This is a genomic window from Ensifer sp. EB106-05-01-XG146, assembly GCF_058791875.1.
This window is the reverse complement of sequence record NZ_JBYTDX010000002.1, coordinates 160,497-172,835: the sequence shown is the minus strand read 5'-3', so window position 1 is coordinate 172,835 and position 12,339 is coordinate 160,497. Positions and strand designations below refer to the sequence as shown.

General features: G+C 63.1%; 10 protein-coding genes. 3 read left to right on the top strand and 7 right to left on the bottom strand.

Annotated elements, in window-relative coordinates; genetic code table 11:
- Positions 1 to 48 precede the first annotated feature (48 nt).
- Entirely contained in the window at positions 49 to 933 is an 885-nt protein-coding gene (locus AC3WVQ_RS21025; protein WP_051659169.1) for a helix-turn-helix transcriptional regulator, read from the bottom strand.
- Positions 934 to 1,318: 385 nt separating this feature from the next.
- On the opposite strand from AC3WVQ_RS21025, the gene AC3WVQ_RS21020 reads away from it, so the two are divergent.
- From AC3WVQ_RS21020 to AC3WVQ_RS21010, 3 genes are all read left to right on the top strand, one after another.
- A complete protein-coding gene (locus AC3WVQ_RS21020; RefSeq protein WP_192356918.1) occupies positions 1,319 to 1,696 on the top strand; it encodes a cupin domain-containing protein in 378 nt (125 codons plus the stop codon).
- Positions 1,697 to 1,710: 14 nt separating this feature from the next.
- On the top strand, positions 1,711 to 3,105 hold the full coding sequence (locus tag AC3WVQ_RS21015; RefSeq protein ID WP_192356920.1) for an NAD(P)/FAD-dependent oxidoreductase: 1,395 nt from the start codon (positions 1,711 to 1,713) through the stop codon (positions 3,103 to 3,105).
- A 186-nt stretch (positions 3,106 to 3,291) separates the two neighbouring features.
- Positions 3,292 to 6,276 carry an autotransporter outer membrane beta-barrel domain-containing protein gene (locus tag AC3WVQ_RS21010; RefSeq protein WP_440657432.1) on the top strand — a complete coding sequence of 995 codons (2,985 nt, stop codon included), beginning with the start codon at positions 3,292 to 3,294 and terminating at the stop codon, positions 6,274 to 6,276.
- Positions 6,277 to 6,320: 44 nt separating this feature from the next.
- On the opposite strand, the gene AC3WVQ_RS21005 is transcribed toward AC3WVQ_RS21010, so the two are convergent.
- From AC3WVQ_RS21005 to AC3WVQ_RS20980, 6 genes are all read right to left on the bottom strand, one after another.
- Positions 6,321 to 7,403, bottom strand: coding sequence for an SGNH/GDSL hydrolase family protein (locus tag AC3WVQ_RS21005; RefSeq protein WP_440657433.1), 1,083 nt, complete (start codon positions 7,401 to 7,403; stop codon positions 6,321 to 6,323).
- Between the two features lie 25 nt (positions 7,404 to 7,428).
- Positions 7,429 to 8,676: an SGNH/GDSL hydrolase family protein gene (locus tag AC3WVQ_RS21000; protein ID WP_113505138.1), complete on the bottom strand. Its 1,248-nt coding sequence runs from the start codon at positions 8,674 to 8,676 to the stop codon at positions 7,429 to 7,431.
- 66 nt (positions 8,677 to 8,742) lie between these two features.
- Positions 8,743 to 9,156 carry a hypothetical protein gene (locus AC3WVQ_RS20995; RefSeq protein ID WP_404524500.1) on the bottom strand — a complete coding sequence of 138 codons (414 nt, stop codon included), beginning with the start codon at positions 9,154 to 9,156 and terminating at the stop codon, positions 8,743 to 8,745.
- Between the two features lie 382 nt (positions 9,157 to 9,538).
- Positions 9,539 to 10,222: a response regulator gene (locus AC3WVQ_RS20990; protein WP_034789687.1), complete on the bottom strand. Its 684-nt coding sequence runs from the start codon at positions 10,220 to 10,222 to the stop codon at positions 9,539 to 9,541.
- Positions 10,183 to 11,991, bottom strand: a complete 1,809-nt coding sequence (locus AC3WVQ_RS20985) for a sensor histidine kinase (RefSeq protein ID WP_082566252.1) — start codon at positions 11,989 to 11,991, stop codon at positions 10,183 to 10,185. The genes AC3WVQ_RS20990 and AC3WVQ_RS20985 overlap by 40 nt, the downstream gene beginning before the upstream one ends.
- A complete protein-coding gene (locus AC3WVQ_RS20980) occupies positions 11,988 to 12,155 on the bottom strand; it encodes a hypothetical protein (protein WP_156400694.1) in 168 nt (55 codons plus the stop codon). The genes AC3WVQ_RS20985 and AC3WVQ_RS20980 overlap by 4 nt, the downstream gene beginning before the upstream one ends.
- Positions 12,156 to 12,339 lie beyond the last annotated feature (184 nt).

Genomic DNA, 12,339 nt, shown 5'->3' with positions numbered 1-12,339 from the left:
GGAAGGGCGTGAGCCGTTTTTCCTGGCTTGCCACCGCAATGCGCCGGGTCAGTGCGGCCTCAGCGCGCCAGCCGGCGAAAGATACGTGGCCAGCGGATCCTCGAAGGCATTGCTTGCCGAAGATACGGCATCGATAAACAGCGAGAACAATGCCGTCTGCGAAGTGATGTCGAGCTTGGCGTAGAGGTTGCGGCGATGCAGCTTGACGGTCGCCGGCGAGATGCCGAGCTTTTCGGCAGCACCCTTGACCGAGTAACCGCGCAGGATCATCTGCGCCACCTGGCATTCGCGATCGGTCAGCAGGCTGCGGCCAAAGTTGCGCACCGCCTGCGCCAGGGCGCTTTGAAGCGGCGAGCCGTCGTCGCCCAGGCCTTCGGGTCTGAGGTCGCGATAATGCCGAAGCACGGCCATGCTGATGAGCGGCGCCGCATTCTGCAGGAAATCCTGATCTTCGCCGCTGAAGGCCGCGTGCGCATGGCGCCGCGCCAGAGAGATTGCGATCTTCGTGTCGGCATCGATGCCGATGAAGACGTTGAATTCGTCGTGCAGACCCGAATGCCGGTAGTAGTCGCGGTAGTACTGCGACCGGTCGAAGGACGGATCGATTTGCCGAAGGCGATAAAGCCCGTCGTCGCCATTGTCGAGCGCCAGCCGGTAGAACGGATCCATCCGGTACGGCCCCTGCAGATAGGCGCGAATATCCGACAGCCCCCTGTCCGTGCGCCAGTCGTTAAACAGGATCTTCGGCGCGGCGTCGCGTCGATAGAGGAGCATCAGACCGGCATCGATCGCAATGTGCCGCTTGAGCGAATGTGTCAGCCGGTCCTGGAAATCCGAACGGCCCACCCCCTCCATCAGCGACAGCGCCAGATCGCCTACACCGGACACCTGCTGCGCCGGCGCGCAGACTTTGATGATCGTATCGTCGTTCATGTTGTTCTCCTCCAAGCGCAGACTAGGCGAAGGTTGGGTTGGTCGCAAGTAACGGAATTTCACTACGGGATTTCCAAAACTATCTTTTGGCGAACCAAAACAACGGCATAGGTGGCCGACATCCGGCGGGGCAAGGCCTTGCGGCGCGGCACGGATGGCCCGCCTGGGAGCGAACCTAGCCCTTTGGCGTATTCCGAGCAGCGATACCGACGCCTAGAAAAATGATGCAAGCCGCACAGTAGATCCGCGGCAGGCAAGGCGGCACGTGATTGTCGAGACGGCATATTGATCTCGGACATCCTATCGTTCCGTAGAAGAATGAAACAACGAAACCCTGGCGCGCGGCCGATCGACTTGGCGCTCGTCTTTCTGAACTGGAGTGAACATGTCGAAGGTCATCAAACTCGGGCGCGATGGTGTCGGCCTCAACGCGCTTGAAAAATGCAGCGTCGTGCCGCCGGAGGCGATCCTTTCGGGCTTTGCGGACGAGCTCGGCGACGTTCATTTCGAAAGCCCCGACAAGGCCGTCATCATCGGCACGTGGCAGTCGACGCCCTATGCGGAAATGCTCTCCTATCCCGATGGCAATGAATACAGCGTCATCCTCTCTGGCAAGGTCGCGATCACCAACCCGGATGGCTCGGTCGAGACCTTTTCGGCGGGCGAAAGCTACGTGCTTCCAGCCGGCGTCGAAGTGCGTTTCGAAGTGCTGGAGACGATGCGCAAGGTCTACGTCCTCTACACCGCCCCTGCCGCGAAGTGATGTGAGCCGTCCCCATGACCCAGGTAAGAAGCAAAGCCCTTGCAGACGTGACGATGACGCCCTTCTGGCTCGACCGGCCGGATGCGCCCGAGCCGCGAGAGCGACTGACGCGTCATCTGAAGGCCGACCTGCTCGTTGTGGGTGGCGGCTTTACCGGGTTGTGGGGCGCCATCCAGGCAAAGCAGCGCCAGCCCGAGATCGACGTCATTCTGATCGAGAAAGGCTCGGTCGCAAACGGCGCCTCGGGTCGGCCGGGCGGTGTCGTCTCGACCTCGGTCATGCACGGGCTGTCGAACGCCGTGCGCATTTTCCCGAAAGACATCGCAACGCTCGAGAAGCTCGGCCAGGAGAACATGCACGGCTTCCTCAAGACGCTTGAGGAGCATGCGATCGACTGTCATGCCGAGTGGGGCGGGGAGCTAACGGTCGCGGTCGACGACGCCCATATCGAAGCGCTGCACGAGGAGCACGAGCTTCACCTGAAGTACGGCCACCAGGCGGTCTTCCTTGATCAGGGCGCCGTCCGCGCCGAGATCAATTCGCCGCGCTACAAGGCCGGCGTCTGGTCGAAGCATATCTGCGGCACCGTCCACCCTGCCCTGCTCGCCTTCGGACTGAAGCGGGTAGCCCTGACACTCGGCGTACGGATCTTCGAGAACACCGAGCTGACAGGCCTTGAAGACCTCGGCGACCGGATGAAGGCACACGCGGCTTCCGGCAGCGTGACCGCGCCGAAGGTGCTGCTCGCCACCAATGCCTTTGCCGCCGGCCACAGGAAGATCAAAAACAGGGTTGTCGCCGTGCGCGATCGGGTGCTGGCGACAGAGCCCCTGTCAGCGGAGCAGATGGCAGCGATCGGCTGGAGCCATCGTCAGGGTGTTTACGACACTCGCACCCAGATGAACTACATGCGGCTCACCAAGGACAACCGGATCATCTTCGGCGGCCGCCTCGCCTATGCCTTCGCCGGCGATCCGTTTCCGTCGATCGACCGGGAACTCGATACCTATGAGCCCCTTGCCGCCGCTTTCTTCGACACCTTTCCACAGCTCGAAGGCCTGCGCTTCAGCCATGCCTGGAGCGGGCCGATCGACCTCAGCACCCGCATGGCCGTACACTTCCAGCGTTACCATGACGAAAAGGTCGTTTATGCCGGCGGCTATTCCGGCTTCGGCGTCTCGGCCTCACGTTTCGGCGCGCGCATAGCGCTCGATATCCTCGACGGCTCGAAGACCCCGGAGAGCCGGCTGGATTTCGCCACCAGCCTTCCGAATACGATCCCACCCGAGCCGTTCCGCTGGCTCGGCGCCCAGATCACCATGTATGCGCTCGACACCGCCGACAAGTCCGGTGGCTGGCGCAGGCCCTGGCTCAAGATGGTCTCGGCCATGGGCTTCCCGCTCAGTTGAGCATACGTTTCCCGGCGGCTTCAAAGCGCAAGCGGAGCCGAAACTTTCGGCTCTGCCACCGGGCGATGGCGGTGGCCCATCCGGCCCGGGAGCAACGGTGGTAGTAAATCGTTAACCATGATTAGATAGCCAAAGCTACCCATTCCGCTGGCTGATTCGCGAGCGTTCGTAGCACCGGCGGCACCCATGCGACAAACACCGCTCGCGGTCCTTTCCAAACGCCTCGGCCTTTTCACGGCACTAGCCTCTCTTGCCCTCTCGACGCCGGCGCTTGCCCAGTCCGTTTGGGACGGGGGAGCCGACAACGAATTCGGCAACGGCGCGAACTGGGCGCCGGTCCTGCCCGGCGCGAGCGACGCAGCGGAGGTCAACACCGGCTCTCCGCAGGTCAACGACGGCCGTACGATCCGCCAGCTTGGCGTCGACGGCGGCAATGTCACCATCTCCAACACCGGCGCGCTGACCGTCACCAACGGCAGCACGATCAATTCCGGGAGCGTCAGCATCAACGCGGGCGGCGCACTCACCTCCAATGTCGAGCTGAACGGCGGCAGCCTGTCGATCGATGGGAACCTCAACGGAAGGCTGACGCTGAACAACGGCAACGTGTCGGTGAACGGAACGCTGGACAGCGCCAGCGTCGGCAGCGCCACGTCGCTTTCCAACAACGGCCAAGTTGGTGACGTCAACGTCTCGGCTGGGGGCACTTTCGTGAACAACACCGGCGCCGTCGCCGGCGCGACGGTGAATGCCGGCACCGCCTCCAACGCCGGAACCATGGGCTCGCTGACGAACACCCAGGGGAACTTCACCAACAATACCGGCGGCACGATCACCGGGAAAACGACGGTGGCGGGCGGAACCGTCACCAACAACTTCGTCGTCACCGACGCGGATGTCGCGGCCGCGGCCGCCTTCGTCAACAACGATGGCGCAACGGCGGGCGCGATTACCAATGCGGGCACGGTCTCGAACGCTGGCACCATCGCATCGGTGCGCAACGACGCCGGAAGCTTCACCAACAATTTCGGCGGCGAAGTGACCGGCGAAACCACGGTCTCTGGCGGCGCCGTCACCAACAACGGGACCCTTGGTACGGTCACCGTCGGCGCGGGCGGCACCTTCACGAACACGTCGGGGGCAAGCGCCGGCGCGGTCACCAACAGCGGCGCCGCGTCCAATGCCGGCACGATCGCCGGACTTAACAACACAGCCGGAAACTTCGCCAACAATGCCGGTGGCACAGTCACCGGCAAGACGACGGTTACAGGCGGCACCGTGACGAACAATTTCGTCGTCACCGACGCCGACGTCGCGGCCGCGGCCACCTTCGTCAACAACAGCGGCGCCGTGGCCGCCAACGTCACCAACGCCGGCACCCTGTCCAATGCCGGAACCATCGCTTCCGTGCGCAACGATGGCGGATCCTTCACCAACAACGGCAACGGCACGGTGACCGGAAAGACAACCGTCGCCGGCGGCAGCGTCGTCAACAATGCGGCGCTCGCCGACGTCGAGATCGGTGCCAACGGCACTTTCACCAATAACAGCGGCGCGACTGCCGGGGCAGTTTCCAACGCCGGCACCGGGTCGAACGACGGAACCATCGCTTCGCTCGCAAACAGCGGCGGCCTCTTCCAAAACACCGGCACGATCAGCGGCGCGGCGAACATCACGGGCGGCGCTCTCGTCAACCAGGGCACAGTCGCCGGGACAGTCGAAATCTTCGACGGCGGTCTCTTGTCCGGCAGCGGCATCGTCGGCAGCCTGACGGTCAATGCCGGCGGCGTGGTCTCTCCCGGCCCGGGCATCGCGGTTGCCACCGTCAACGGCGACCTGACGTTCCGTTCGGGCTCGATCTATCAGGTGGATGTGGATGCGGCGGGGCAATCCGACCGCCTGGCCGTTTCGGGCACGCTTTCGCTTGAGGGCGGCAGGCTAGCGGTCCTCGCCGGCAGCGGCGTCTATGACCCGTCGACGAGCTACACGATCGCTTCCGCCGGCACTGTCAGCGGCCGGTTCGATGCGGTGACAAGCAATCTTGCGTTCCTGTCGCCGACGCTGACCTATGGCGCCACCGGCATCGATCTGAGGCTCGACCGGAACGACGTTGCCTTCGCGGACCTCGCAGAAACCGCCAATGGGCGCGCCGCAGCAAGCGCTGTCGAAGCGCTGAGCGTCACGAGCCCGCTCACGCTGGCCGTGCTCTCGCTGGATGATGCAACAGCCGCAAGCGCCTTTTCCCAGCTGAGCGGCGAGGTACACGCCTCAGTCAAGAGCGCGCTGATGTGGGACAGCCGTTTTCCGCGGGACGCCATTCTGGAGCGCGCGGGCTCGACCGTCTCGACCCTTCAGGAAACCGAGGACGCCGTCTTCTGGACGTCGGGTTTTGCAGGCGCGGGCCATTTGTCCGGTGACGGCAACGCAGCCGCTATCGATAACCGCACGGCGGGTGTCCTCGTCGGCGCTGATACGGCGGTTTCCGACGATTGGCGCCTCGGTGGGATCCTCGGCTACAGCCATCTCACCGTTCAGCCGCAGGCGCGTGTCGATGCTTACCATGCGGGCCTCTACGGATATGGGAACATCGGGGCGCTGAACCTTGCAGGCGGCGCGATCTATAGCCACAACGAGGTTTCGTCGGAGCGTGACCTCGCCTTCGGCTCGTTCACAGACCGCCTGACCGCCGACTACGACAGCACTGTTGCCCAGGTGTTCGCCGACCTTTCCTTCACGCTCAGCGCAGACGACATCAGGCTTCAGCCGTTCGCAAACCTGGCCTATGTCTATCTCGATACCGATTCGTTCAAGGAAAACGGTGGTTCGGCGGCGCTCTCGGCAGAAGGTGCCACTGACGACGCCATGCTTACGACCATCGGCGTGCGCTGGTGGGCGAATCTGCCGGTAGACCAAATGCCGATCTCAGCCTCCGGCATGCTCGGCTGGCGCCATGCGGAAGGCGACCTTTCGCCGTCCGCGCGCCTTGCCTTTGCCGGTGCCAGCCCCTTCACCATCGCAGGCGTTCCCATCGCGCGCGATGCGCTGGTGGTGGAAGCGGGCATTTCCGCCCGGCTCTCCAAATCCGCGCGGCTGGCAATCACCTATCTCGGCGAATTCGGCGACGGCGCGCGGTCGAGTGCCGGCCGCGCAAACCTGATCGTCGATTTTTGACGCGCATGTCTCCAACCAGGACGTGCAGCAGCCGGTCGCTGGCCTCACGGCTGGACCTTGGCGACCGATCCGGCTCCGGCGAAGAGGTCCGGATAGGAGCGTTCCAGCGTTCCGGCGATCGCGGCGGCGAAGCGCTCGTTGGCGATCCGGTTCGGGTGCGCATCCGATGGCGATACCCACAGCGTTTCGGGAACGAGATCCTCGACCGAGGGGCGAAGATCGAGGAAGGGAACCCCCTCGCTTTCGGCGATCTTCTCGACCGCGCCGGTGACTTCCGGGAACGGATACTGCTTGACTTCATGCAGTTCGGGATAGTTGACGAGCACGAGCTTGATGCCGTGTTCGCGGCAGAAGCTGATCAGCCGCCGCATGGCATCCTGCCCTTCCGTCCAGCCGGGCTGGTCGTCTTCATAGAGGCCCCGGTAATAGGCCTTCCAGTCCGCCCGGCCGAGGAAGATGCGCGAGATTTTGTCGACCGCCGAGGCGAGCACGACATAGGCCTGCGAATACTCGCCCCAGCCGACCTCGTGACGGCGCGGCGTCGGTTCGGCATCGTTGATGAAATAGTTGAGGACGACCACATCCGGCTTGAGCTCGATGCCCTTGGTCATGAAATAGGTGACTTCCATCTGGGTGTTGTAGTTGCCGACACCGGTGTTGATCACCTCGTATTTCGGCGCCCCCTGGCTGCCGCCGTTGAGGACCGTTTCCAGCAACCTGGAGGGGGTATCTTCCTCTTTCACGCCCCAGCCGAAGGTCAGCGAATCCCCGAGCATCATCACCCGCGTCGTCCCCGCGGCAACCAGGCCGATTTCGCGGTTGCGCAGGCCGATCGAGTTGATGCCGACCGGCACACCCATGAAGACGCCGCTCGAATTGGGAATATGCTCGTGGCCGATCGCCGGCTCGGCGCTGACTCGTTTCAGGTCGCGGGCGTATTTCCACATCTCGAGGTCGAAATCCATGCCGTTGTCGAAGACGGTGCGCGCCATGCCTTCGATCATGAGGCCGCAGAGGGCGAGGCTGAAAGCCGTCGCGAGAACCGCAAGCAGGGCTCGCTTGAGAATGGAGGATTTCCGGACGCTGTTTTGTTCCATTTGAACGACGCGTGTTACATTGGAATTCATCGGATCTTCCTTTCAGGTCCGCCGATTACTGTCCGACCTGAGAAAACTTCAGGCAATCTGGCTCCACCGGAGCGGTTTTTACGAACTGGTGCTCGCCGACCGTCAGGCCCTTGCCGCCGCTCCAATCATTGACCAGCCACTGGTCGATCGCCTCGGCCACAAGAAAATGTCCGAGCGGAGAAAGGTGCTTGTCGCCGATGCCATAGGTTTTCATCGGATCGTTGGCGGAGAGCTTTTCGGTCGGATCGACCACGTACACTCCGGGCGTCGCAGCGGCGAGCGCCTTGATCATTTCGCGCTGCTTTTCCGGCTGCAGGCCGTCGTCGCGACCAACCAGTTCCGCCCAGCCCGGGAGGATGACGACGAGCAGCTCGGCGCCGTTGGCGCGGGCATCGTCGGCAAGCCGGACGAACAGGCGCCGCGTCAGCTCGATCGCATGGCCGATGTCACGCCGGGACGCCCGGTCGCCGACATAGGGTCTGAGCAGGGTCGAGTAGAACCAGTTGTAGAGCTTGCTGTTCTGCCACAGGTACAGGTGTGCCTGCAAAGCGAGGCTGGGCTTCTTGGTTCCGCTACCGGCCGGCTCGACCGTGATATCGACGGACGAGGGCGTCAGAACCGCACGCTCGGCATTGTCCTCAAGGTCGGTGCTGAGCGAGAGCCCGACGACGACGAGGTTATGAGGGATGCTGTGGCCCTTGTCCTCATAGACCCGGATCTCGTTCGGCTGGCCGTAGCCGCCGGTGCCGTAGTTCTTGAGCAGCAGTTGCGGGTGCCATGCGTTCAGGAGCGAGCTGAAGGTTTCGCTTTCCTTGACGAGCGAGCCGCGCACCATGGAATCGCCGAGGACGAACACCGGCGAACCCGTGCCCGTCGCATTGTCGCGGAAACCGTCGCGGTTGATCTGGACGCGGTTCCAAGGATCGAGCGGGCTGAAACGCTCGAAGTAGCTGTTGCCCGGTATTTCCGTATAGCCGTAGAGCGCGTGCGACTGATGCCGCCCCCGCGGCACGCCGCAATAGACATATTCGCCCTCGCCGACCGGAAGCTGCAGGCTCGGCACCAGACGCAGCAGCAGTTCGCACAGCAGAATGGCGACAAGTCCCGAAACGAGAATGATCAGCCCATCCATGACACCGCCGAAATTGCGCGAACGGCGCATGCGCTGCAGGATTCCGCTCGATTGAGGCTTGTTCTGATCGATGAAATCCGCAGGCGTCGCCGTCGGATTGTTGTTGTTGAGCGCATCCTGACGTTCGGCTTTTCGGGGCATGTCAGCTGACACCTTGATTGTGCGATCTGTGTTGAAGCATTTCGGATGATTGCCGCATCGCCCGGTTCAGGCGCTTCCGGCCTCGCGCCAATAGGACCGTGCCAGGCTGGCGAGATAGGTGGTCGTGCGCCTCGATGTCTTTGCGACGGAGGGACGCTTCGGTTCGTCGGAGCCTGCGTGTTCGCCAGTATCTGCGAGCCGGATGCGCTTGGAGGAATCCGGCCGCAGGAGCTCGATCGGTCGAAGCAGCCCGGGCAAAGTCCCGTAGCCGGTCAACTGATCGCGAAACACGCTGGTCGCGGCATAGACGACATCCGCCGTCTCGACCGCTTCCCGCACGCGGGCATCATCCGAAATCTTGACGTAAAGCACGCCGGGAATGAAAAGAGGCAACGTCGGCACCACGGGATCCAGGATCCGGTTGACCGCGGCCGGCGTCACCTCGTTTAAAACGAAGACGGTAAGCCGCTTCTGGCTCAAACGATAACCCTTTATGATTATCTCGACCGGAAGCCGACCGTCTGTTTCAGCTATTTCAATAACACTTTGAACATGCATAGTGGCTCTCCGGAACAGAGAAGAACACCGTCAGTATCTTCAGAATACGAAAACATGAACTTATTCGTTATATAGCGACATGAGCTTCGGAGGTTTCACTTCTCTGCCGGAGACGCCTTACAATTCCGAACTCTATCCTAGGATTTTCGTTCTGAATATATCCAGATGGATATACTCCGGCCCTGTTTCTTACAGTTCGCTTGCGGCAGAAAGCGCCGGTCGCGGCGTCTCGTCGCTGGCTGGATGTTTTCGAAAGGGGAGGCTCAGGCCAGAAGCAGGGGGCCTGCAAGCGCGGGCGACGCCGTCATAGTGGGCTCTTCGGGAGCCGGTTCGCCAGATTGGCCAGCTCGACGCGCGTCGAGATTCCGAGCTTGCTGTAGATGCTGTGGAGATGCAGCTTGACCGTGCCCGGCGATATGCCGAGCCGGGCACCGATCTCCTTGCTGCGGATCCCCGAGGCCGCCAGCCGCGAGACCTCGATCTCGCGCTGTGTCAGGAGGTCGACGCCCCGGGTCTCAACGGCCTCCTGCGCGCGTATCCGCTCGATCGCGGACTTCAGCGCCTGATCCTGGAAATAGGTCTTGCCGCTGGCCACGACATTCATGCAGTCGAGCAGGGTGTCCGGGGCCTGTTCCTTGAGGACGATGCCGTTCACTCCGAGCCGGATCGCTTCGGCAACCTGATCGTCACCGATATCAGCCGTCAGGATGACGATCGCGATCTGCTGTCGGTGGGCGCTGCGCACCCGGCGTATGAATTCGAGCCCGTCCATATGCGGCATGCGAAGATCTGCGACGACGATATCGGCGCCCCGCTCGGACAGAACCTGCAGCGCATCGGTCGCACGCTCGCAGGTCGCCACCACCTCCCAGCCAGGCACGGTCTCGATCAGCCGGCGCAGCCCGTCGAGCACGATCAGATGATCGTCGACGACGACCGCGCGCAACGCTATTGCGGCATTGGCAGCATGACGACCACTCGAGTCCATTCCGCTATCCTTTCGATCGCAAGTTTTCCGCCACGCGCTGCCGCCCGTTCACGCAGGCTCCGCGGTCCGATTTTTTCTCGTTCAAGCTCGGCATGGTCAAGACGCTCACCATAACCGAAGCCGACCCCGTCGTCGTCGATCGTCAGCACGATCGATCCGTTGTCGATGCTGAGCGTGATCCTGACCTTCTGCGCGCCGCCGTGCCTGACCGCGTTGGCGGTCGCTTCGGACGTCATGCGCGCAAGCTCGTAGGTCAGCGCCAGCGGCAGGTCGATGCCGGACGGCGGGTCGAAGGCGATCGAGACGTCGATCTGCCATTGCTGCCGCAGCCGTGCGGCCACCGCTTCCAGTTGACGCTCGAGCTGCATTTCGCCGGTAGCCTGGAGATTGCCACCCGGCTCGAGCGCGCGGATGAAGCCGCGAAGCTCCCGCTGTTCTTCGAGCAGCATCGCCTGGATGGCCTCGAGGCGTTCAGCAAGCACATCCGGCCCCGCATCCTTGAGCTTGCGCAGCGACTGAAGCTGCAGTGCTGTGCCCGCAAGCGCCTGAAGCACCCCGTCGTGCAGGTCGCGGCCGATGCGGATGCGCTCGTCGACGGCCGCCTCGTCACTCAGGCGTCTAACCAGGATCGCCTGTTCGAACAGCGCCTTGATCCTGTCGGCGATGATCTCCGCGATCGCCACGTCATCGAGCGTGAGCGCAGGCGGCTCCAGAACGAAGAGGCGCGCCTGCAGATCGTCGACCTGGAAAAAGGTCGAGACCGCGGCGTTGATGTTGAAAGCTTCCACAAGCGCTGGCGAGATCGGGGGATCGGGATCCGACCATTGATGAAACCGCCCCTCGCCGATATGCACGAGAACGCGACCACGCGCGGCCTCGGTGACAAGCAGGCTGCTGCGCAGCAATTTTTCGTCCGTCCAGGTACCGAAGGCATCGGGCGGCATCTGCATGACCTCGAGTTCGCCTTCGTTCCACAGGGCCGCATAGGTCCAGGGCTCCTCCGCATCGGTCCACAACAAGAGGGCCCGCGGAACCAGCATGACATGGGCGGCATAATCGAGGGCCGCGCGCGCCGGCCACTCGCGTCCCCGCGGCTGGCTCGGTGTTCGCTGCACCAGCCGAAGAAGCTCGGCCCGGACCGCCTCCTGGTGTGCGCCCAGCCAGACGAGCAGCGCAGCCGCAACGAAGATGAAGAGGATCCGCGAGGCGTTCGTCGTCGTATCGGCATCCGGATCGAGCATATCGCCGGCATCGAAGTAACCGAGGTAGAGCAGGGCCGCCAGGCAGACGAGACCGGTGTAGAGCGCCCCGCGCCAGCGCCAGTGCAGCGTCGCGGACAGCAAAGTGAACGGCATCAGCATGAAGAACGGGCTTGCCGGGCCGTCGGTCATCGACATGAAGATCGCAAACGCCGCGACATCGATGATGTGACGCACCAGCGTGCCGCGCACGCGCGAAATCTCCGTGCGCCAGACGAGGAAGGCGGCCGCGATGGCATAGAAGAGATAGCCGATCAGCAGGAAGTAGATGGGCTCTGGCGGCAGCGGCACGTGAACGGAATCGAGCCAGGCGATCCAGACGCTGCCGAGCGCCAGCAGAATGCGCCCGACGGCGATCACCTTGTCGGAACGAGCTCGGAAGGTGTTCGTCCAGACCTTGCGGCCGGACGCCTGGTCCAGATCCATCGGCGCGCCGGCACCGTGTGGTGGAGCGGCCGCCGTCGGGCTCACGCGGCGGGCGCTGAAACGGTTTGACGGCTCTAGCTTCATGCCAAGTCTCCGCTCTGCGCCGCCCCTTTGAAAACAACCCTGCGCGTGACGAGCGAGAATAAATCAAATCGCGGCCACCGACCGTCGCCGACCGCATCTTCGACGACGAGGACGGCACGGCCCTGGCAGCCGCTGCAATCAGCATATTCAAGTGTCGTCAGCATACGCTCGTCTCTTCCAGCGCTCAAATGCATTCGCCACCAGTATAGCCAAGGTTACGCGCGCGCGCCCGGACCACACGAACCTTGCACTGCTGCAGGCAAGCCCTGGAACAGGGCCGACCGGCGGACATCAACCCGAGTATCAGAAGATCGCGCCAAGAATCGTAAGCCGGATATGACCCTCTAT

Excerpts from the sequence above, each read along its gene's own strand:
- AC3WVQ_RS21025 (WP_051659169.1), bottom strand. The coding sequence starts at position 933 with ATGAACGACGATACGATCATCAAAGTCTGCGCGCCGGCGCAGCAGGTG.
- AC3WVQ_RS21020 (WP_192356918.1), top strand. The coding sequence starts at position 1,319 with ATGTCGAAGGTCATCAAACTCGGGCGCGATGGTGTCGGCCTCAACGCG.
- AC3WVQ_RS21015 (WP_192356920.1), top strand. The coding sequence starts at position 1,711 with ATGACCCAGGTAAGAAGCAAAGCCCTTGCAGACGTGACGATGACGCCC.
- AC3WVQ_RS21010 (WP_440657432.1), top strand. The coding sequence starts at position 3,292 with ATGCGACAAACACCGCTCGCGGTCCTTTCCAAACGCCTCGGCCTTTTC.
- AC3WVQ_RS21005 (WP_440657433.1), bottom strand. The coding sequence starts at position 7,403 with ATGAATTCCAATGTAACACGCGTCGTTCAAATGGAACAAAACAGCGTC.
- AC3WVQ_RS21000 (WP_113505138.1), bottom strand. The coding sequence starts at position 8,676 with ATGCCCCGAAAAGCCGAACGTCAGGATGCGCTCAACAACAACAATCCG.
- AC3WVQ_RS20990 (WP_034789687.1), bottom strand. The coding sequence starts at position 10,222 with ATGGACTCGAGTGGTCGTCATGCTGCCAATGCCGCAATAGCGTTGCGC.
- AC3WVQ_RS20985 (WP_082566252.1), bottom strand. The coding sequence starts at position 11,991 with ATGAAGCTAGAGCCGTCAAACCGTTTCAGCGCCCGCCGCGTGAGCCCG.
- AC3WVQ_RS20980 (WP_156400694.1), bottom strand. The coding sequence starts at position 12,155 with ATGCTGACGACACTTGAATATGCTGATTGCAGCGGCTGCCAGGGCCGT.